We start from the raw sequence: 20,774 nt of genomic DNA on the forward strand, positions 1-20,774 counted from the left end.
GTACGCGCCGACCCAGCACAAGGAGGTGCCCAGACCATGACCACCCACCGCATCCGCGTCGGCATCGACGTGGGCGGAACCTTCACCGACGCCGTGGCCGTAGACGCCACGACCCTCGACCTGCTCGGGCAGGTGAAGGTTCCCACCAGCCACCATCACGAGGACGGGGTCGCCCACGGCATCGTGGAAGCGCTCGACCGCCTGCTGGAACAGACCGGACACGCCCCTGAGGACGTCGCCTTCCTGGCCCACGGCACGACCCAGGCTACCAACGCCCTGCTGGAGGGCGATGTGGCCACCGTCGGGCTGCTCGGCATCGGCACCGGGGCCGGGGGCGTCTTCACCCGCCGCCTCGCCTCCCTCGCCAGGCTGGAACTGACGCCCGGCAAGCGACTTCCGCTGACCTACGCCCATGTCGCCGACCCCGAGGACCGGGCCGCCGTCGAAGGGGCCGTCGACGAGGTGGTGCGCGGCGGGGCCCAGGTCCTGGTCGCCACACAGCCCTTCAGCGTGGACCGCCCCGAGGGCGAGGACGCGGTGCGCGAGGTGGCCGCCGAGCGCGACCTGCCGATGACCGCCGCGCACGACATCACCTCGCTCTACGGCCTCCAGAAGCGCAGCAGGACCGCCGTCGTCAACGCGGCGATCCTGCCGAAGATGTTCGCCACCGCCGACCTCGTGGACGCCTCCATCACCAAAGCCGGCGTCACCGCCCCGCTCATGGTGATGCGCTGCGACGGCGGCGTCATGTCGCTCGACGAGATGCGCCGCCGCCCGCTGCTGACCGTGCTCTCCGGCCCCGCGGCCGGCGTCGCCGGGGCGCTCATGCAGGAACGCGTCAGCGAGGGCGTCTTCCTGGAGACCGGCGGCACCTCCACCGACATCAGCGTCGTACGCCGGGGCAAGGTCGCCGTGCGCCACGCGACCCTCCTCGGCAAGTCCTCCTACCTCTCCGCGCTCGACGTGCGCACCGTCGGCGTCGGCGGCGGCTCGATGGTCCGGGTCAGCGGCGGGAAGGTCACCACCGTCGGCCCGCGCAGCGCACACATCGCCGGACTGCCCTACGCCTGCTTCGCCTCCGCCGAGGACCTCGCGGGCGCGCGGCTCGCCACCGTCCGCCCGCTGCCCGAGGACGCCGAGGACCACATCGTGCTCGACGCCGCGGGCGGCCGCTACGCCATCACCCTGACCTGCGCCGCCAACGCCCTGGGCCGGGTCCCCGAGGGCGACTTCGCGCGCGCCGACCGCGACGTCGCCCGCGCCGCCCTCGCCCCGCTGGCCGCGGCCCTCGGCACCGACGTCGACACCGCCGCCACCCAGGTCCTCGACGCCGGCGTCGCCCAGGTCAGGAGCGTCGTCGACACCATGATCGACGACTATCGGCTCGACAAGGACACCGTCCTGCTCATCGGCGGGGGCGGCGGCGCCGCCTCCGTCACCCCGCACCTGGCCGCCACGACCGGCCACGAGGGCCGCATCGCCGCCCACAGCGAGGTCATCAGCCCCATCGGGGTCGCCCTCGCCCTCGTGCGCGAACAGATCGAGCGGATCATCCCCGGCGCCGGCCAGCAGGACATCCTCGCGGTGCGCTCCGAGGCCGAACGGGCCGTCGTCGCCCAGGGCGCCGCCGCCGACGCCGTCGAGGTGGAGGTCACCGTCGACCCGCAGACCAACACCGTGCGCGCCGTCGCCACCGGCGCCACCGAACTGCGCACCCAGGACCGCGCCCACCGCGCCGACGACGCCGAACGCCTGCGGCTGGCCGCCGAGAGCCTCAAGGTCCCCGAGAACCAGGTCGACGTCCTGGCCGGCACCCCCGCCTACACCGTCTACGGCACCGAACTGCGCCGCAGGCTGCGCGGAGTGCACCACCCGGTGCGCGTCGTCGACGCCGACGGCGTGGTCCGGCTGCACGCCCCCGACGCCCGCGTGGCCACCACCACCGTCGGCTCCGCGCAGCAGACCCTCGCCACCCTCGTCGACGAGGCCACCGCCTACGGCGACGGCGGAGTGCGCGCCCCGGCGCTGCGGCTGCTCATCGGCTCCCGCATCGCCGACCTCTCCGGGGTGCTCGACCCGCAACCCCTGCTCGCGCTGGCCCGCGCCGAGATGGAGAGTCGCCCAGGCGACGAGCCCGTCGTCGCGATCGTGGAGGTGCGGTCATGACCCGCCTCGCCGCCACCCGCACACACACCGGCCTCGCCGCCGTCGACACCGCCGTCGACGACATCGAGTACGGTGCGCGGTTCCTCGGCTCGCTCTCGCTGCACGAGGGCCGCGACCCCGCGCTGCTGCGTCACTGGGCCGCGACCGCCGCCGAGTTCGGCGCCGCCCTGGCCCCCGCCGAGGCGCCCGCCCCGCTTCGGATCGTGGAGCGCGAAGGCGGCCTGGAGCGCGGGCTCCTCGCCCGCTACACCTCCCGGCCGCCCACCGTCGAGCTGTACACGGACTCCATCGACGCGGCGGAGCGCCTGGTGACCGCCCACGGCTGGCGGGAGTGGTTCCCGGCCGGCTCGGTCCGCGCTGCCGCCCTCACCCACGAGGCGGTCCACGAACGGCTCCACCACGGCCCCGAGCGCGCCGCGCTCAAGGAGGCCCTCGGCCACACCGCGCTGCGCCTCGGGCGCCTCCGGGTCCTCACGTACGTCGCGGGCGCCGAGGAACTCGTCGCGCACGCCTACGCGCAATCCGTCTGCGGCCTGGGCCGCAGCCCGCTCCTGCTGTCCGCCGCCCTGGCCGCGTCAGCCGCGCCGGCAAGAGAGAAGTAAGTCATGGGCATCCTCATCCTGATCATCATGGCGGCCGGTGTCGCAGCGATACTCACCAAGAAGCTCCCCACCGCCTTCGCGCTCGTCCTGCTCGGCGTGGTCATCGCCTTCGTCTCGGGCGCCCCGGTCACCGGCAAGAACAGCGTCTTCGACACGGTCCTCCAAGAGGGCGCCCCCATGCTCGCCGCGACGATGATCGCGATCCTGCTGGGCTCCTGGCTGGGAAAGCTGCTCGACGAGACCGGCATCGCCGGCACCCTCGTCCGCAAGATAGTCGAGTTCGGCGGCGACCGGCCCACGGTCGTCGCGCTCGGCGTGCTGATGGTCTCGACCCTGGTGGGCACCGTGACCGGCTCCGCGCCCGCGGCGATGCTCGCCGGCATCATCGGCATCCCCGCCATGATCGCCGTCGGCATCCCCAAGGTGACCGCCGCCGGGACGATTCTCATGGGCATCGCCGCCGGGATGCCCTTCGAGCTGCCGGTGTGGCAGTTCTTCTCCAGCGCCCTCGACCTGCCGGTCTCCGAGGTGCGCGACTTCATGATCAAGCTCTTCCCGTTCGCGCTGTTCGCCGCCGTCATGTTCGTCCTCGTCGAGTCCCGCAGGCGCGGGGTCGAACACGCCTGGGCCTTCCGCACCGAGGCGCCGCGCACCAAGGCGGGCCAGCGGCGCGCCCGGCTCGGCGACGCCCCGTGGTACGCGCTGCTCACCCCGGCCGTGCCCCTCGTGCTGGCGCTCGGCTTCGAGATCGCGATCATCCCCTCGCTGCTCGCCGGGGTGCTCTACGCGATCGTGACGACCACCCGCCCACGCGACATGAACCGCCGGCTGCTGCGCACCCTGTACAGCGGCTTCGAGGTGGCCGCCGCGCCCATCACGCTGTTCGTGGCCATCGGCATCCTGCTCGCCGCGGTCAAGCTCCCCGGCGCCGTGGACGCGCTCGAACCCCTCGTCAAGGCGGTCAGCCCGCAGAACCCGGTGCTGTTCGTCGCGGTCTTCACGGTGCTGGTGCCGCTGTGCCTGTACCGCGGACCGCTCAACGTGTACGGCCTCGGCGCCGGCATCGCGGGCGTCCTCATCGCCGCCGGCATCTACCCGGCCGCCGCCGTCCTCGGCATCACCGCCTCCTACAACCAGGTGTTCGGCGTCGCCGACCCCACCAGCACTCAGACCGTGTGGAGCGCGCAGTACGCGGGGGTCGGCCCCCAGCAGGTGATGACGCGCACTCTGCCCTACGTCTGGTTCGTCGCCCTCGGCGGTTTCTGCGTCACCGCCGCCACCGCCCTCTGACCGCTCATCTCCAGCACACACCCCCTACCCCCTTCCACGTACTGGACGGAGCACTCCATGCACGAGCCGCATCACCCCAGCCGTCGCATCCTCCTCAAGTCGGCTGCCGCGACCACGGCGACGCTCGCCGTCGGCGCGACGCCCTCCCCGGCCCAGGCCGCCGCCCCGGCCCAGGCCGCGGCTGCGGCCCCCGGCGGGTTCCCCGACTACCGTTACGTCAAGACCCTCCTGACGCCCGCGCAGCTCAAGTACAACCCCACCGGCGAGATCATCTTCCCGTGCATCCGGGGCACGAAGGGGCGGCTGTCAGCACCGCTGGGCCGCTACTACCTCTACTACGCGCCGCACGACGCGCCCGGCGGGATCTGCCTCGCCTACGGGGACCACATCGAAGGGCCCTTCACCGAGTACCCGCACAACCCGATCGTCGCGAACGTCTGGCAGGGGCACTACTCCGTGACCCACGTCTCCTCCCCGCACGTGATGTGGAACGAGAGCGCCAAGGAGATGTGGCTCTACTTCCACGGCGAGAACACCACGACGCGGCTGGCCCGCTCCAAGGACGGCATCAACTTCACCTACGACAAGGTGGTCCTCACCGCGTCCATGCTGCCCGCGGGCACCAAGGAGACCTCGTACGCCCGGGTCTTCCCGCACGAACTGCCCGCGAAGAACGCCCACTACGTGATGCTGTTCATGCTGAACAACACCACCAACCACCGGGACATCCACTGGGGGTGGTCGGCCGACGGCCGCACCTGGACCTTCGACCAGAAGGCCCTGGTCAGCCACAACGACGTGTCGGCCGTCAACATCGGCGGCCCGCACCTGCTGACCCGCAACGGCAGCGCCTTCGTCGTCTACAACAAGGACAAGGAGAGCGGCGGCGACCTCATGATCACCGAGGTCGGGCAGAACTTCACACTCCGCCGCCACCTCGGCCGCTTCTACAACTCCGCGAACGGCGCGCCCGACAACGGGCGCAGCGCCGCACCCAGCTTCGGCACCGAAGGGGGAGTGCCCTACATGGTCTACGAGGCCGGTGAACGCCTTAAGGGCAGCATCGCGGTCGCCCGGGGCTGACCGGCGCGCGGGTCCTCCAGCACCAGGGTGTGCAGATGCCGGTCGTGCAGGCCGCCCTGGTGCAGGAGGGCGCGGCGCCTCGTGCCCTCCAGGGGGTAACCGGCCTTCGACGCGACGCGGCGCGGCAACCTGTGGCCGGGTTTGGGTGTCGGGTCAGTCGCGACTTGTCCGCAGGTCTCCCCGGTGTGGCGCCGCCGGGTCGCGGCGACGGTCATGGGCGCCGCCGGCTACGGCGTGGCCGGCGCCACGTCCGTCCGCGTGCGCCACGATCAACCCGTCACGCACCCGGATCGCGACCTCGGTGAGGTCGTCGGCCGAGGTCCGGCCGAGGGCCGCGGGAACCGTGCCACCGTCGTCGAAGACGATGCGCGGGCGCGGTAGTTCCTCGGCTGCGAACACCCGCCGCAGGCAGGCGACGAGATCGACGATGCGGAGGCGGGCCAGTCGACCGGTCTCGGCCGGGTCGCTCGTGACGACGACGACCGTCACCGCGTCGCGTGGCCGCGCCGAGCGAACCGCCTCCTCGGCCGCGGACAGGCGGCTCACGCCCAGCACGACGACCACGCCGTCGTCAGCGAGGTCGACCGCGCGGCCGGTGATCTCGTCGGTGAGTCCTCGGGGTGCCGCCCACGGGTCTTCCGCCGGCTGTGCCGGGGCGATGAAGGGCAGGTGCGGCGGCTCCGCGTCGTCGATGAGGGCGATGTCGGCCAGGTGCTCGGCGGCACGGGCCAGGTCGAACGGATCGCCGACCCCGGGGGCGTTCTCCGCGAGACCGGCCGCTCCGTTGAGGAGGGTCAGCGCCAGCGCGGCCGGTCGTACCATCCGGCCGCGCACCGCGGGGCGCGACTCGAGTGCCAGAGCGAGCAGCAGGGCTTCGAACCGGACGAGTTCGGCCAGCGCGGTCCTGGCCGGCTCGGTGTCGAGCACTCCGGACAGCGAACGCAACTGGAGATGCCCGCTCCCCGGTGTGTCGCCGGCGAGGGGCAGTCGTTCGAGCCAGACCCGGGCGAACGTGCCGAGCGCTCGCCCGGGTGAGCCGGGCGATTCCACCGGCGGTTCGGCGGAGGCCCGGGCCCGTTCGGCGGCGTCGGCGAGCACCGCGAGGTAGAGCGCGCGCTTGCCGGTGAAGTTGGAGTAGACCGCCCCCCTGGTCAGTTCGGCCCGCTCGGCGATCCGATCGACCTTGGCCTCGGCGTAGCCGTGCTCGGCGAACTCCTCCCGGGCCGCGACCAGCACCGCTGCGCGGGTCCGCTCCTGCTGCTGCGCGCGCGTCAGCCTCGCCATCGTGTCCCCTTCCGCTCCCGTGTCATGATACAAACAGCATCCAGATGATGACGTCATCGGGAAAACGCGAACATCGGAGATTGCTCGTGGGTGACATGGGGTTCGAGGCCGACGGACTGGTCAAGAGATTCGGCCGGACGACCGCGGTCGACGGAGTGAGTCTGTCGGCTCGACGCGGGCAGGTGCTGGGGCTGCTGGGGCCCAACGGCGCCGGAAAGACGACCGTCATCCGCGTGCTGGCGACGCTGCTGCGCCCCGATGCCGGCCAGGTGCGCGTGGCCGGCATCGACGTACGGCGGGATCCGGCTCAGGTCCGGCGGCGCATCGCGCTCTCGGGGCAGCACACGAGCGTCGACGACGAGCTGTCCGGGCGTTCCAACCTGGTCATGATCGGCAGGCTCCTCGACCTCGGACGGCACGACGCCCGTCGGCGGGCCGGCGAGTTGCTGTCTCGCTTCGGCCTGGACGATGCGGCCGACCGGCCCGTCGCCACCTACTCGGGCGGCATGCGGCGCCGGCTCGACCTCGCCGCCAGCCTGGTGGGGCGGCCCGAGGTCGTGTTCCTCGACGAGCCCTCGGTCGGGTTGGACCCCGGCAAGCGCGAAGAGTTGTGGCGGATGATCCTCGGGCTGGCCCAGGACGGCGTCACGGTCCTCCTCACGACGCAGTACCTGGAAGAGGCCGACGCCCTCGCCGACGACATCACCGTCATCGACCACGGACGAGTGATCGCGTCCGGCACGCCCGCCGACCTCAAGCGCGAGACGGGCGGACACACGATCGTCCTCCGACCGGCCGATGCCGGCGACCTCGACACCGCCGCCGCGATCGTCGCCCGAGTCGCGGGGCGGGAACCCGACCGGTCACGCCGCCAGGAACTGGTCGTGCCGGTCGCCGGCGACGCCGCGTTCTTCGAGATCACCGCCCAGCTCCGGGACCACGGCATCGACGTCAGCGAGCTCGAGTTCCGCCTTCCCAGCCTCGACGACGTCTTCCTGTCCCTGACCGGGGCCCCCACCGCCGACGCCAAGGACGCAGCATGACCACGACCCTCACCGGCACCGCCAGGACCCGACGCTTCGCCACCCTCCGGCACAGTGCGGTCCTCGCCCAGCGCAGCCTCGCCAAGACCACCCGGAACCCGGGCCCGATCGTGAACGGTGTCATTACCCCCGCGCTGTTCATGATCCTGTTCCTTTACCTGTTCGGCCGCCCGGTCGCCGGCTCCACCGGCGAGTACCTGCAGTACCTGTTCCCCGGCATCCTCGTCATGGGCGCCGGCCTGGCCGGGATGATCTCCACCGGCTCGGCCATCAACCTCGACCTGAAGAACGGCGTCACCGACCGCTTCCGCAGCCTCCCGATCAGCCGCACGGCGCCCCTGCTCGGCTCCGTGACGGCCGACATCCTCCGTTACCTGATCGCCGTGGCGATCCTGTCCACCATCGGCGCTCTGCTCGGGTTCCGCATCCAGGGAAGCCTCCCCGCCGCACTGGGGGCGGCCGGGCTCGCGATCCTGTTCGGGTTCTGCCTCAGCTGGCTCACGGTCCTCATCGGTGTCCTCGTCAGGAGCGCCGACGCCGTGCTGGCGTTCAGCTTCATCGCCTTCCTGCCGCTCCAACTGGGCAGCAGCCTGGCCGCCCCGACCGACACCCTGCCCGGATGGCTCCACGCCTGGGCGGACATCAACCCCGTCACCCACGTCATGGACGCCTGCCGCGCCCTGCTGAATGGGACACCGGACACGGGAAGCATCGGCCGCACCCTGCTGTGGTCGGCCGTCATGTTCCTCGTCTTCTGCCCACTCGCGGTGCGCGCCTACGGTCGCCAGGAGCCGACCTGAACCACACCCCTTCCCACGAACCGAACCGCACGCCCAACCGCACACCCAACCGCACATCCAGGGGACACGACATGACCTGGTCCGAAACACACACGACGGACACCAACCTGCTGGTGCTGCACGCCCTGCGTTGCGTCGGCGCCACCAGCCTCGCCCGCCTCCACGCGGTCACGGGACTCGACGAGTCCGACGTCGAGTCCGAGCTCATCGATCTCGGGGCCGAGGGCCTCGTCACGCGGATGTCCGGCGACATGCCCTGCTGGCTGCTCACGGACGCCGGCCGCGCCGCGGACGCCGAGCGCATCACCGACGAACTCGAGTCGGCCAACGCCCGCAGAGCGGTTGAGGCGGCATTCGGCCGGTTTCTCGTTCTCAACCCGGAGCTGCTCGACCTCTGCGGGGCATGGCAGCTCCGAACCATCGACGGCATCGTGAACGCCAACGACCACAGCGACCCGGCCTACGACTCCCGGGTCCTCGACCGATTCGCCGATCTCGACCGACGCGCCGCCCCTGTCTGCGCCGAGCTGTCCGCGGCACTGCCGCGCTTCGGCCGCTACCGCGACCGCCTCGCCGGAGCCCTCGATCGCGCTGCCTCCGGCGCGCTGGAGTACGTGACCGACAGCACCACCTCGTACCACACCATATGGGCGGAGCTGCACGAAGACCTGCTCGCCACCCTCGGGATGCGGCGATGAGATGGATTCGTACGATCTCCGCCCAGGCCGAGGAGGCGGCGGAGACGCTGGGCGGCAAGGCACTCGGCCTGGTCCTCCTGCACCGTCTCGGGCTGCCGGTGCCGGCCGGGTTCGTCGTCACGACACAGACATGCCGCGCCTTCCTGCGGGAGGGACGTCTGCCCGACGGACTCGACGACGAGCTCGCGACGGCCATCGCCGACCTCGAACTCGCCACCGGGCGCGCCTTCGGCGGACCGAGGAGGCCGCTGGCGGTCGCCGTACGCTCCGGGGCCGGTGTGTCGATGCCCGGCATGATGAGCACGATCCTCAACCTCGGCCTCACGGCCGAAGCCACCGCGGGCCTTGCCGTCGAGACCGGCGACCGGCCGTTCGCATGGAACTCGCGGCTGCGCTTCCTGTCGAGCTTCGCCTCCGCGGTCACGGACGCGGCCGCGGCCGATGTGGAAGCCGTCCACGCGGGAGATCCCGGGCGAGAAACCAAGCACGGCGAGGAAGCCCACCTCACCGAGGCGATGAAGGCAGTCGAGGACTTCGTTCGGCACCGGTGCGGACAGCCGATCCCTGACGACGCGACCCGCCAGTTGGCGCTGGCGGTCAAGGCCGTGTTCTCGTCCTGGGACACGCCACGCGCACGAACCTATCGCGCGTTGCACGACATCCCGCACCACCTCGGAACGGCCGTGATCGTCCAGACGATGGTGTTCGGGAACCGCGACGACCACAGCGGCACCGGAGTCGCGTTCAGCCGCGACCCCAACACCGGTGAGAACACGCCGTTCGGTGAAGTTTTGTTCGGCCACCAAGGAGAAGACGTCGTCTCCGGCCGATCGATGACCCGGCCGCTGCGCGACCTCGCCGAGCGGGAGCCGGCGATGTGGGCGGAACTGCTCGACGCCCTGAGCCGGATCGAAGGACACTACCGCGACGCCTGCTACGTCGAGTTCACGTACCAGGCCGGAGAGCTGTGGATCCTACAGGTCCGGCCCGGCCGGTTCACCGGGGGTGCTGCGGTGCGCGTGGCCACCGAACTCGCCGACGAGCGGGTCATCGAACGGCACGAAGCGCTCCTCAGGGTCTCGCCGAGGCATCTCCAGCACGTCCGCACGCCACGCATGGCGTCATCCGAGGAGGCCGACCTCTTCGCCCGGGGCCTCGGCGCCTGCCCCGGTGTCGCGGTCGGCCAGGTGGCGACCACGGCGGACCGAGCGGTACGCATGACCCAAGGCGCCCCGGTCATCCTGGTGCGCCCGGAGACCTCTCCCCATGACATGCACGGCCTCGCCGCCGCCACGGGAATCATCACCGCACGCGGCGGGCCGGCCAGCCACGCCGCGGTCGTCGCGCGAGCCATGGGAAAGCCCGCGGTCGTGGGCGTCGCCGACCTGACCGTCGATGTCGGCAACGGCACCGTGACGGCCGGCGGGCGCACCCTCGCCGAGGGCACCCTCGTCACCATCGACGGGACCAGTGGCGAGGTCGCCCTCGGCCGCCCCCGCATCGTCACGAACGCGGCCGACGAGCACCTCCACCGACTGCTCGCATGGGCCGACGACACCTCGGGGGACCACTCCGAACGCGACGAATCCCAGCGGCTCGAGGCGGCCCATGCCGCACTGCGATCCTCGGGCACCTGATGACAAGGCGGCTCTGAGGTGACTCCGAAAGGAGATCGGCGATGCCGATTCGGCACCTGTACCTGGTACGGCACGGAGTGGCGGACCCGTTCGGCGAGCTGACCGACGTCGGGCAGCGGCAGTCGGAACTGCTCGGGCGGCGCCTGGCCGGACTTCCGATCGACACGGTGTGGCATTCCCCTCTGCCCAGGGCGGTGCGGTCCGCGCAGATCGTCGGCAGACACCTTCCGAACGCCACCGTGCGGGAAGCGGCCGAGCTGATCGACCATGTACCGCACGTCCCGGACGAGGCGCCACCGGCGTGGGCGGCGTTCTTCGACGGATACGAGGCCGAGGAGGCCGCGGCGGGAGCACGCCTCGCCGATGCCCTCACCGGCAGGTTCGCGCGCCCTGCCGAATCCGAGACCCACGAGGTCCTGGTCACCCATGCCTACCAGGTGGCCTGGCTCGTCCGGCACGCCCTCGACGCGCCACCGGTGCGATGGCTGGGGCTGAACTGTGGGAACACGGCACTGACAGCGATCGAGTACCGCGACGGCATGGCGCCGACGGTGCTGCTCTACAACGACATGGGCCACCTGCCGACCGATCTGCGGTGGACGGGGTTCGGAAACGGCATACGGCCATGAGAGGCGCCCTCGACCGCAAGGCCGCCGCGGTCCGCGACGCCGCGGCCGCCGTGCTGAACCTGGTGCCGTCGGCCAAGAGCTACTTCACTGACATGCGCTTCAAGCCGATGCCTCGCTACGACCGCGGGGTGGTCGTCGACGTCACGAGCCGCACACCTGGCAGGGCGGACGAGCGCATCGCCCTCGACGATGTCCTCGGTCCGTGATGGACCATCGCCGCCTGGAGCAACAGCCCCGCCCGCCTGCTGAGCTCCGACGATCTGGAGCGGGTACGCGAACTCGGCGCCACCCTGGCGTGCTTCGTCCCCGAAACGCAGCGAGCCTGGACCGAGAAGGAATACGCCGACGCTCCGTTTCCCATCGTGGTCGTGGGAGACGCCGACGGCTCCCTCAAGCGGTGGTTCGACAACCGTCCGGTCGGAGTGGTCTTCCTGCGTCCGGACCGGTTCGTGGCCGCGTCGTGCCTCGCGCAGGAGGCGTCCGCCACCTTCGCCAGTGTGCTGACGGCCATGTCCTTCACCCAGCGGGAGGTCTGACGATGTCCTTGGCCCTGGTGTGCATGTCGCACAGCCCCCTGCTCGAGTTCGGGGAACCACCGGCGGATGTCCGCGATGCCGTCGACAGGGCCTTCGCCGACGCACGGGACTTCGTCAAGGAGTTCGACCCCACCCTGGTCGTCTCGTTCGCCCCCGACCACTACAACGGCTTCTTCTACGAACTCATGCCGCCGTTCTGCATCGGCTACGCCGCCCACGCCGTCGGCGACTACGACACCCAGTCCGGCCCTCTGGACGTGCCCGCCGACCGTGCCGAGGCACTGCCGCGTCCGCCGCATGGGAGAGGCCGTCGGCGGCCATCTGCGCAAGCTGTCCGAGCGGGTCCTGGTGATCGGTTCCGGCGGACTGTCCCACGATCCGCCGGTGCCGCAGTGGGCGTTCGCGACGCCGGCGCAGCGGGACATGCTGCTCAACGGCCGGCACCCGACAGCCGCCGCCCGGGCCGCGCGCCCCGAGGCCATGGCGGCCGACGCCGGCAACTCCGCGCACGAGGTACGGACGTGGCTCGCCGCGTTCGCGGCACTTGGTGCCGCCGGCCCTTACGAGGTCACTTCGCGTTTCTACCGCCCCGTCCCTGAATACATCGCTGGATTCGGGGTGATGACGGCACGAGGGAGGCAGTGAAGACCCTCGCGATGAATCCGCTCAGGTTTTGCCTTTGGTGACCACCCACTTGCCGTTGATCCAGTTGCCGACGGTCTCGTAGCCATCTTTTTGCAGTAGGCCGCGGTGAACTTGACGTCCTTGTAGGTCAGGGCCGGCAATGATCCCGGCCCAGTTCAGTTCGGAGCCCCGCAGCTGGTAGCCCGGGTACAGCAGCCTGCCGTGCTCGTCGGTCGGTCCCGAGTGGATCCGGCGCAGGGTGGTGACCTGGTCCGCGGTCAGGCAGAAGTCCGAGGAGGTGGAGGTCTGCCCGGGTCTCGCATGTGATGTCGGCCGGGGCGAAACCCCGCGCGCCGCTGGCGGCAATCCCGAGGCAATAGTGACGACAAGATTGTTGACAATTCTGTCTGGATAGATTTAGCGTCGACACGCACTCACCCAGGGAGAGCAACGATGCCGAAAGAAGCCCGTCCGAGCACCGGGGAGCAGGCCAAACAGCATGCGCTCGCGCAGCTGCGGCAGGCGATCCTGCGCGGCGAGATGGCACCGGCGCAGCGGCTGGTGGAGAACGAGCTCGCCGAGCAGTTCGGTGTGACGCGGGCCAGTATCCGGGCGGCGCTGATCGATCTGGAGGGCCAGGGTCTGGTCGAGCGGATCCGCAACCGTGGTTCGCGGGTGCGGGCGGTGACCGTGGAGGAAGCGGTCGCCATCACCGAGTGCCGCATGGTCCTTGAGGGGCTGTGCGCGGCAAAGGCGGCCGTCGCGGCCAGCGACGAGCAGCTGGCCGAACTCACCGAGCTGGGCACGGCTATGACCAAGGCCGTGGCCGACGGCGAGCCGGTGACCTACTCCGAGCTCAACCAGGAACTGCACGCCCGGATCCGGGACTTCTCCGGCCAGCGGACGGCCGTGGAACTACTGGAGCGGCTCAATGCCCAACTGGTCCGCCACCGCTTCCAGTTGGCGCTGCGCCCGGGGCGTCCCCAGCAATCCCTGAACGAGCATCTGACCATGGTCGAGGCGATCCGGGCCAGGGACCCGCAGGCGGCCGAGGCGGCCGTACGTGCCCACCTCGGCAGCGTGATCGAGGCGCTGCGCGGCTGACACGCGGCAACCGGCACATGTGCGAGGCGGGCGCCCACCTGTCCACCAAGGAGATCCGAGCATGACGCACGGCAACGCGCCCGCCACCTCACGATCCACACTCGTCGTCACCGCGCACGCGGGGGACTTCGTGTGGCGGGCGGGCGGAGCCATCGCCCTGGCCGCCTCCCGCGCGGAGAAGGTCACCATCGCCTGTCTGACCTTCGGCGAGCGCGGCGAGTCCGCCAAGGCGTGGCGTGAGGGCAAGCAGCTCGAAGAGATCAAGGCGATACGCCGGGACGAGGCCGAGCGCGCCGCCGCCACCCTCGGCGCCGAGATCCGCTTCTTCGACGCCGGCGACTACCCACTGCTCGCCACCCGCGAGCTCACCGACAAGCTCGTCGAGGTGTACCGCGAGACCCGGCCCGACGTCGTGCTCACCCACCCGACCGAGGACCCCTACAACGGCGATCACCCGGCCGCCAACCGGATGGCGCTGGAGGCCCGGGTGCTGGCCCAGGCCATCGGTTACCCGGCCCGGGCGAGATCATCGGAGCCCCGCCGGTCTTCTACTTCGAGCCGCACCAGCCCGAGATGAGCGGCTTCAAGCCCGAGGTCCTGCTCGACATCACCGACGTGGGGGAGACCAAGCGCAAGGCGATGGAGTGCCTCGGCGCCCAGCAGCACCTGTGGGACTACTACACCGACCTCGCCGTCCGCCGCGGCGTCCAGCTCAAGCGCAACGCCGGCCCCAACCTGGGCCTGGCGCACAAGACGATGGCCGAGGCGTACATGCGCCCGTACCCGCAGATCGCGAAGGAGCCGGCATGAGCGGTGTGATCGTCACCAACCCGCCGAAGGCGGACGCCAAGGATGTCGACGCGCTGGCCGGCTTCGGCGTGGCCACCATCAGCGAGGCCATGGGCCGCACCGGTCTGCTCGGGCCGGATGTCCGCCCCATCCAGCAGGGCGTACGGGTCGCGGGCACCGCGGTCACCGTGCTCAGCCGGCCCGGCGACAACCTCATGATCCATGCTGCCGTCGAGCAGTGCGGTGAGGGCGACATCCTGGTCGTCACCACCACCTCTCCGTCCACCGACGGGATGTTCGGCGAGCTGTTCGCCACCGCGCTGCACCGGCGCTGTGTGCGCGGCCTCATCATCAACGCGGGCATCCGTGACACGCAGGAGCTGCGCGAGATGGGCTTCGCCGCCTGGTCGCGGGCCGTCTCCGCGCAGGGCACCGTCAAGGCCACCGGCGGCTCGGTCAACGTGCCGGTCGCTGTCGACGGCCAGGTGATCCGCCCGGGAGATGTGATCCTCGCCGACGACGACGGCGTGGTGGTCGTACCCTGCGAGCGCGCCCGCGAGACGGCTGAGAAGTCCGCGGCCCGCGAGGCCAAGGAGGCCGCCTCCCGGGCCGCGTTCCGCGAGGGCCCACTCGGCCTGGACTGGTACGGGTTGAGGGACACCCTCAAGAACCTCGGCGTCGAGTACAAGAGCTACGAAGAATACGCGGCGTCCGCGGGGGAGCGGTCGTGACCCGCGTGCCCGAGGAGGTGCGCTGTCTGCTGATGCGCGGCGGCACCTCCAAGGGCGCCTACTTCCTCGCCGAGGACCTGCCCGCCGACCCGGCAGCCCGTGATGAGCTGCTGCTGCGGATCATGGGCAGCCCCGACGAGCGGCAGATCGACGGTCTGGGCGGTGCGCATCCGCTCACCAGCAAGGTGGCCGTGGTGTCGCCCTCATCCGACCCGAAGGCCGATGTCGACTACCCGTTCCTCCAAGTCGCCGTCGACAGGCCGGAGGTGAGTGGCCGCCAGAACTGCGGGAACATCCTCGCCGGCATCGGTCCGTTCGCTGTGGAGCGCGGGCTGGTCCCGGCGGGGGAGGAGCGGACCTCCGTACGCATCCGGATGGTCAACTCCGGTGACTTCGCCACGGCAACCTTCCCCACCCAGGGCGGGCGCGTGGACTACACGGGGGACGCCGAGATCTCGGGCGTGCCGGGCACGGCCGCGCCCGTGGTGATCGAGTTCCCGCCGAGCGCGAACCCCCTGCTGCCCACCGGCAACGTCCGGGACATGACCGAGGGCACCCCGGTGACCTGCGTGGACAACGGCATGCCGACGGTCCTCGTCCAGGCCGCCTCGCTCAAGGCCACCGGCTACGAGTCGCCCGCCGAGCTGGAGGCCGATCAGGATCTCGCCGACCGGCTCCACGCGATCCGTCTGGAGGCGGGGCGGCTGATGGGCCTGGGTGACGTCTCGGACACCACCGTGCCCAAGCTCACGCTGCTCGCGGCGCCCCGCGACGGCGGCGCCGTCACCACCCGTACCTTCATTCCCGTGCGCTGCCACGCCGCGATCGGCGTACTGGGCGCGGCGAGTGTCGCCGCCGGCCTGCGTATCAAGGGCGGCGTGGGCGCGGGCCTCGCGGAGCTTCCTGCCGGTGGTGACCGACTTCGCATAGAACATCCCACCGGATTCCTGGACATCGAAAGCAGCCTCGGCGGAACTCCTGATGGCCTGCCCTGCGCCCGCCGTACCGCCGTGGTGCGCACCGCCCGCAAGATCTTCGACGGCAGCGTGTTCCCCAGGTCCGCCGGGACGGCACCGATCCCCCCATAACGCTTTGGAGGCCAACGATGACTCCGCCGCTCGGCGACATCGCCCACATCGGCCACGCCCAGCTGTTCACCCCGGACCTGGACGCCAGCGTCGCCTTCTTCACCGACTACCTGGGCCTCACCGTCAACGGACAGGACGGCGACACCGTCTGCCTGCGCACCTTCGACGACTACGAGCACCACAGCCTCGTGCTCACCGCCCGCGAGCGGCCCGGCCTCGGCCGGCTCGCCCTGCGCACCTCCAGCCAGGAGGCCCTGCAACGCCGCATCAAGGCGATCGAGGCGGCGGGCGGCTCCGGCCACTGGGTGGAGGACGAGCCTGGCCTCGGCAAGTTGTACCTCACCACCGACCCGGACGGACACGAACACGCCCTGTACTGGGAGAGCGAGCACTACCGGGCCCCGGAGGAGTTGAAGCCGGCGCTCAAGAACCAGCCGCAGGCCAAGCCCAACCGGGGCGTGGGCGTACGCCGCCTGGACCACGTCAACTTCCTCGCCGCCGACGTGCTCGCCAACGCCGAGTTCCAGCAGCACGTCCTCGGAGCGAGGCCGACGGAGCAGATCCAGCTCGACAGCGAGCGGATCGCGGCTCGCTGGCTGACGTTCACCAACAAGTCGTACGACGTCGTCTACACCGCCGACTGGTCCGGCTCGACCGGGCGGCTGCACCACATCGCCTTCGCCACCGACACCCGTGAGGACATCCTGCGCGCCGCCGATCTCGCCATCGACAGCGGCGTGTTCATCGAGACGGGCCCGCACAAGCACGCCATCCAGCAGACGTTCTTCCTGTACGTCTACGAACCGGGCGGCAACCGCATCGAACTGTGCAACCCGCTCACACGCCTGGTGCTGGCGCCCGACTGGCCTCTGATCACCTGGACCGAGGCCGAGCGGGCCAAGGGCCAGGCATGGGGCCTGAAGACCATCGAGTCCTTCCACACACACGGGACCCCGCCCGTCGACTGAGGTGGGCGAACGGCGCGACGGGGCTGCACACGGCCGTGTGCAGCCCTTCGTTGTGGGTGCCGGGCATCGTGCACCCAGATTGTTGCTGAGATTGTTGACAAAAGCGTTGACTGTCTACGGGCGGCTCTTTAGCGTCTAGCGCACCACGCATGAGAGGAAAACAAGGATGTCCTCCTCAGGCTCCCTGGCTGCTCGCGGCAGCAGACTGACCGCACTGGTCCTCGTCCTGTGCTGGCTCGCGGTGCTCTTCGACGGCCTCGACATGTTCATCTACGGCTCGGTGCTGCCCCACATGCTGGAGCAGAAGGCCCTCGGGATCACCTCGGGCCAGGCCGGTGACCTCGGCAGCTACGCCACCTTCGGCATGCTGGTCGGCGCCCTGACCGCAGGCACGGTCGCCGACCGGATCGGCCGCAAGAAGCTGATGGTCTGCTGCGTCACGCTCTTCTCGCTGGCCTCCGGGCTGTGCGCGGTCTCGGGCAGCGTCGCGGTGTTCGGCCTCGGCCGGACCCTGGCCGGCGTCGGCCTCGGCGGGCTGCTGCCCACCGCGATCAGCATGGTCTCCGACTACGCCCCGCGCGGCCGTGGCCCTCACCATCGGCATGCTGATGACCGCCCACCACGCGGGCGGCATCCTCTCCGCCTACGTGGCCCTGTGGGTCGTGGAGCCGCTCGGCTGGCGCGCCGCCTTCTGGGTCTGCGTCGCCCCGCTGCTCTTCGTGCCGGTGCTCGCGAAACTCATGCCCGAGTCGCTGAGCTTCCTGCTTGCCAAGGGCCGCACAGAGGAGGCCCACGCGCTGGCGAGCCGCTACGACGTCGAACTGCCGGCCACCAAGTCCGCCCGCCCGGCAGCCGCCGACCGCTGGACGAACCTGGCCGGCCTCTTCCGCGGCGGTGAGTGGATCCAGACCCTGCTGTATTGGGTGGCCTCCTTCGGCGGTCTGCTGCTGGTCTACGGCGTCGCCACCTGGCTGCCGACCCTGATGCGCAGCGAGGGCTACGAGCTGGGCTCCGCGCTGACCTTCGTTGTTCTGTTCAACCTGGGCGGCATCGTGGGGATGCTGGTCGCCGGCCGAGCCTCCGACCGCTTCGGCGCGCCACGCATCTCGGCGATCTGGTTCGCGCTGACCGCCACCGGTGTCTTCCTGCTCAGCATCCACATGCCGCCGGCGCTGACGTTCACGGTCGTCTTTCTCACCGGCGTGTTCCTCAACAGCGCCCAGACCATGATCTACGCGACGGTCTCGATCCGCTCCACCCCGGAGAACCGCGCCACCGCCGTCGGCTGGACCTCCGGCATGGGCCGCTTCGGCGCCGTCTTCGGGCCGTGGCTCGGCGGCCGGCTGCTCGCCACGGGCAAAGGCGACTGGGGCTTCACCGCCTTCGCACTGGCCGGCGTGTCATCCATGATCTTCATCGGCCTCGCCGCGGTGCGAGGCTCGAAGCAGGCGGCGCGCAGCAGCACCGAGCAGGAGCTGATTGCCGCTCACTGACTGGGCGGCGATGAAGGCCAGGACCCGCCGGCCGTCGTCGCCACTGGCCTCGACGGTGACTGTTGTTCGCTTATCGGGCGACCGGGCCGCTCGACCCACGCGGAATGACGCGAGCAGCGACAGCATGGCCTGTCGGCCCAGGGCATCACCGGGCGGCGGACAGGGCATCGCGGTGAAGCGCGGAAGCACGGAGTTCGCGCTGCTCGGCACGGGCGAAGGAACCTCCCTCCTCCCCGGCGCACCGGTTCCACGTCCTACGAGGCGACGGACGACGCGATCTCCATCGATGTCGGCGCAGGCGAATGCATCCGCGTGAAACACCTCCTGGTCTGAGACCGGTAGAGCACCGGCCGGACCGCCACCGCCCTGTGCCCGTCAGCGCAGGGCGGTGGCGTTGGCGGGTGAGCCGACGCCGCCGGTGAGGTTGAGGGGCTTGACGGTGAGGAGGCTGTCCCAGCGGCCCGTCGCCCGGCAGTCGGCGGCCAGCGCGGTGAGATCCCACAGCTCACCCAGGGGCAGGCCGAGTTTGGCGATGAGTTCCTGGTGCATCATGCCGTCGTCCTCAGGGGCGCTGTCGTGGAAGTCGCTGTCGGGGCTGACGGGGAGGACCTCGACGGCGAAGGTGTCCGTGGCCATGAGGGCGATGCGGTGGTCCCAGCACCAGGCGGCGAAGTCCCGGGACTGGGCGAAGCCGGTGGCGCGTCGTTGAGCTCGGACCTGGGTGCGTTCCTCGGGGCTGGTGGTGAGGTACCAGTGGGCCCAGCCGGTGTGGACGAGTACCAGGTCACCCGGTTCGACGTGACACTCCTGTGCCCTGACGGCCTCGTCGAGCAGTTCGGCGTCCAGGGCGGGCCCTGCCGCGTGGCTGAGGGGCGTGCCTTGGCCGCGGAGCAGGCCGTCGATGTCGATGAGCAGGCCGCGGCCCGCCAGGGGGGTTTCGGCCCAGAGCTGGACGCCCAGGCGAGGGCTGCGCGGCGCGATCTCGTCGTCGGGCACCGCGTTGTAGAAGCCGTGCCCCGAGGCGCGGCGGTGGCGCAGTCCGTCGATCTGGGTGCTGGCCTGGAGGTGGAAGTTGTCCAGGAGGTCGTCCCGGGCCTGGTCGTGTTTGGCGGTGATGCGGTGGTGGGGGATGCCGCGTGCCTTGGACATGGGCGGGTCGAAGGCGTCGAGGGGGTGGTCGAGGTTGAAGGCGCGGCCGTCGCGGACGCGGTGTGCTGCCCGTCGGATCTGCTCGGGACCTGCGAGGTTGGCCATGCCCCGTTCGGGCTGGTCGGTGAAGAGGTGCCAGCTGGATCCGGGTGGGGCGTCGGTGCGCTGAAGCAACTGCTGGTAGCTGGGGAGGGAGACGGGCGTCACGGGCGGGGGCCTTTGGATCAGGGGCAGCGGGTGGCGACGGCGTCCGCTGCCCGGCGGACTTCGCTGATGATGCGGGCGTGGTCGGCTTCGGGCAGTTCGCTGCTGGAGCCGGCGATGCTCAGGGCGCCGAGGAGGTGGTCGCCGTGGCGGATGGGGGCGCTGACGGCGGTGACGTCGAGGACACGTTCGCTCACGGAAAGGGCGTAGCCGGCTGTCTTGACGCGTCGCAGTTCGGTGGTTAGGTCGTCGGCCGTGACCCGGTCGCCGGAGACGCGTGTGAACGGTGTGATCTTCTCGACGTAGGCGGTCAGCTCGTCTTCGGGCAGCCAGGCCGCTAGGGACTTTCCGGCGCCCAGGTGCAGCGGAAGTTTTTCTCCGATGGGCAGCTGGTAGCGCAGAGGGTTGCGGCCTTCGACACGGGCGATCAGCACGCGCGCGTGGCCGACCCGTACGTACAGGGTGGGGGTGAGGCCGGTGGTGGCGGCCAGTTCCTGTAGGACCGGGAGAGCGACCTGGCTGAGGCGGTTGTTGACCAGGAAGGCGTGGGCGGTGGCGACGGCGGCGGGGCCGGCGACGTAGCCGGGTTCTTCCTTGACCGCGTAGCCGCGGTCGATGAGGACGTTGAGGATGCGCTGGGCGGTGGCCACGTGGAGCTCGGCGCGGCGGGCGATGTCGCTGAGGCGCAGGGGGTGGCGAGTGTCCTCAAGGACGGCCAGGACGTCGAAGGCCCTCTCGACCGAACGCATGGGGGAGGCGGGGGTGGCGGCCATGGCGGGCTCCTGGATGGTCTGCTCGGCATACGGAGGTTCTGATAGGCCCTATCAGCATGCGAGCAGTGGTGTGGGTCGCACAA

Annotated in this window: 20 protein-coding genes and 2 pseudogenes; 18 read left to right on the forward strand and 4 right to left on the reverse strand. The window is 70.8% G+C overall.

Annotation, left to right across the window (positions count from 1 at the left end):
• Positions 1 to 36: 36 nt before the first annotated feature.
• The 4 genes from ACWY4P_RS48445 to ACWY4P_RS48460 are packed head-to-tail and all read left to right on the forward strand — an operon-like array spanning position 37 to position 5,141.
• Positions 37 to 2,166 carry a hydantoinase/oxoprolinase family protein gene (locus ACWY4P_RS48445; protein WP_456207169.1) on the forward strand — a complete coding sequence of 710 codons (2,130 nt, stop codon included), beginning with the start codon at positions 37 to 39 and terminating at the stop codon, positions 2,164 to 2,166.
• The gene (locus tag ACWY4P_RS48450; protein ID WP_456207170.1) at positions 2,163 to 2,768 is read left to right on the forward strand and encodes a hypothetical protein; all 606 of its coding nucleotides are present in this window, start codon (positions 2,163 to 2,165) and stop codon (positions 2,766 to 2,768) included. Before ACWY4P_RS48445 ends, ACWY4P_RS48450 begins: the two co-directional genes overlap by 4 nt.
• Positions 2,769 to 2,771: 3 nt before the next feature.
• Entirely contained in the window at positions 2,772 to 4,058 is a 1,287-nt protein-coding gene (locus ACWY4P_RS48455; protein ID WP_456207171.1) for a transporter, read from the forward strand.
• A gap of 57 nt (positions 4,059 to 4,115) precedes the next feature.
• The gene (locus tag ACWY4P_RS48460) at positions 4,116 to 5,141 is read left to right on the forward strand and encodes a hypothetical protein (RefSeq protein ID WP_456207172.1); all 1,026 of its coding nucleotides are present in this window, start codon (positions 4,116 to 4,118) and stop codon (positions 5,139 to 5,141) included.
• Between the two features lie 153 nt (positions 5,142 to 5,294).
• Here the strand turns inward: ACWY4P_RS48460 and ACWY4P_RS48465 are convergent, their stop codons facing one another.
• The gene (locus ACWY4P_RS48465) at positions 5,295 to 6,425 is read right to left on the reverse strand and encodes a TetR family transcriptional regulator (protein WP_456207173.1); all 1,131 of its coding nucleotides are present in this window, start codon (positions 6,423 to 6,425) and stop codon (positions 5,295 to 5,297) included.
• Positions 6,426 to 6,520: 95 nt separating this feature from the next.
• Between ACWY4P_RS48465 and ACWY4P_RS48470 the strand changes: the two genes are divergently transcribed.
• The 8 genes from ACWY4P_RS48470 (at position 6,521) to ACWY4P_RS48505 (ending at position 12,413) form a co-directional block, all read left to right on the forward strand.
• Positions 6,521 to 7,468 carry an ATP-binding cassette domain-containing protein gene (locus ACWY4P_RS48470; protein WP_456213306.1) on the forward strand — a complete coding sequence of 316 codons (948 nt, stop codon included), beginning with the start codon at positions 6,521 to 6,523 and terminating at the stop codon, positions 7,466 to 7,468.
• Positions 7,465 to 8,268 (forward strand): ABC transporter permease, encoded by an 804-nt coding sequence (locus ACWY4P_RS48475; protein ID WP_456207174.1) that lies wholly within the window; start codon positions 7,465 to 7,467, stop codon positions 8,266 to 8,268. Before ACWY4P_RS48470 ends, ACWY4P_RS48475 begins: the two co-directional genes overlap by 4 nt.
• 71 nt (positions 8,269 to 8,339) lie before the next feature.
• Complete coding sequence (locus tag ACWY4P_RS48480; protein ID WP_456207175.1) at positions 8,340 to 8,966, forward strand: transcriptional regulator; 627 nt, start codon at positions 8,340 to 8,342, stop codon at positions 8,964 to 8,966.
• The gene (locus ACWY4P_RS48485; RefSeq protein ID WP_456207176.1) at positions 8,963 to 10,603 is read left to right on the forward strand and encodes a pyruvate, phosphate dikinase; all 1,641 of its coding nucleotides are present in this window, start codon (positions 8,963 to 8,965) and stop codon (positions 10,601 to 10,603) included. Before ACWY4P_RS48480 ends, ACWY4P_RS48485 begins: the two co-directional genes overlap by 4 nt.
• A 41-nt stretch (positions 10,604 to 10,644) precedes the next feature.
• On the forward strand, positions 10,645 to 11,232 hold the full coding sequence (locus ACWY4P_RS48490) for a histidine phosphatase family protein (protein WP_456207177.1): 588 nt from the start codon (positions 10,645 to 10,647) through the stop codon (positions 11,230 to 11,232).
• Positions 11,229 to 11,438: a hypothetical protein gene (locus ACWY4P_RS48495; protein WP_456207178.1), complete on the forward strand. Its 210-nt coding sequence runs from the start codon at positions 11,229 to 11,231 to the stop codon at positions 11,436 to 11,438. The genes ACWY4P_RS48490 and ACWY4P_RS48495 overlap by 4 nt, the downstream gene beginning before the upstream one ends.
• A gap of 162 nt (positions 11,439 to 11,600) precedes the next feature.
• Positions 11,601 to 11,768, forward strand: coding sequence for a hypothetical protein (locus tag ACWY4P_RS48500; RefSeq protein ID WP_456207179.1), 168 nt, complete (start codon positions 11,601 to 11,603; stop codon positions 11,766 to 11,768).
• Positions 11,769 to 12,065: 297 nt separating this feature from the next.
• Positions 12,066 to 12,413 (forward strand): DODA-type extradiol aromatic ring-opening family dioxygenase, encoded by a 348-nt coding sequence (locus tag ACWY4P_RS48505; protein ID WP_456207180.1) that lies wholly within the window; start codon positions 12,066 to 12,068, stop codon positions 12,411 to 12,413.
• A gap of 21 nt (positions 12,414 to 12,434) precedes the next feature.
• On the opposite strand, the gene ACWY4P_RS48510 is transcribed toward ACWY4P_RS48505, so the two are convergent.
• Positions 12,435 to 12,758, reverse strand: a complete 324-nt coding sequence (locus tag ACWY4P_RS48510; RefSeq protein WP_456207181.1) for a hypothetical protein — start codon at positions 12,756 to 12,758, stop codon at positions 12,435 to 12,437.
• An 87-nt stretch (positions 12,759 to 12,845) separates the two neighbouring features.
• On the opposite strand from ACWY4P_RS48510, the gene ACWY4P_RS48515 reads away from it, so the two are divergent.
• From ACWY4P_RS48515 to ACWY4P_RS48540, 6 genes and pseudogenes are all read left to right on the forward strand, one after another.
• On the forward strand, positions 12,846 to 13,496 hold the full coding sequence (locus ACWY4P_RS48515; protein WP_456207182.1) for a GntR family transcriptional regulator: 651 nt from the start codon (positions 12,846 to 12,848) through the stop codon (positions 13,494 to 13,496).
• A gap of 61 nt (positions 13,497 to 13,557) precedes the next feature.
• Positions 13,558 to 14,306: pseudogene (locus tag ACWY4P_RS48520) on the forward strand (PIG-L deacetylase family protein).
• Positions 14,303 to 15,016, forward strand: a complete 714-nt coding sequence (locus tag ACWY4P_RS48525) for a 4-carboxy-4-hydroxy-2-oxoadipate aldolase/oxaloacetate decarboxylase (protein WP_456207183.1) — start codon at positions 14,303 to 14,305, stop codon at positions 15,014 to 15,016. The pseudogene ACWY4P_RS48520 and the gene ACWY4P_RS48525 overlap by 4 nt, the downstream one beginning before the upstream one ends.
• 32 nt (positions 15,017 to 15,048) lie before the next feature.
• Positions 15,049 to 16,104 carry a 4-oxalomesaconate tautomerase gene (locus ACWY4P_RS48530; protein ID WP_456213307.1) on the forward strand — a complete coding sequence of 352 codons (1,056 nt, stop codon included), beginning with the start codon at positions 15,049 to 15,051 and terminating at the stop codon, positions 16,102 to 16,104.
• Positions 16,105 to 16,121: 17 nt separating this feature from the next.
• Entirely contained in the window at positions 16,122 to 17,072 is a 951-nt protein-coding gene (locus ACWY4P_RS48535; RefSeq protein WP_456207184.1) for a VOC family protein, read from the forward strand.
• A 292-nt stretch (positions 17,073 to 17,364) separates the two neighbouring features.
• A pseudogene (locus ACWY4P_RS48540) lies at positions 17,365 to 18,565 on the forward strand (MFS transporter).
• A 375-nt stretch (positions 18,566 to 18,940) separates the two neighbouring features.
• Here ACWY4P_RS48540 and ACWY4P_RS48545 read toward each other — a convergent pair.
• A complete protein-coding gene (locus ACWY4P_RS48545) occupies positions 18,941 to 19,921 on the reverse strand; it encodes a cyclase family protein (protein WP_456207185.1) in 981 nt (326 codons plus the stop codon).
• Between the two features lie 17 nt (positions 19,922 to 19,938).
• Complete coding sequence (locus ACWY4P_RS48550) at positions 19,939 to 20,691, reverse strand: IclR family transcriptional regulator (protein ID WP_456207186.1); 753 nt, start codon at positions 20,689 to 20,691, stop codon at positions 19,939 to 19,941.
• Positions 20,692 to 20,774: the final 83 nt, after the last annotated feature.

The sequence above is a fragment of the Streptomyces sp. LZ34 genome, from assembly GCF_053890475.1.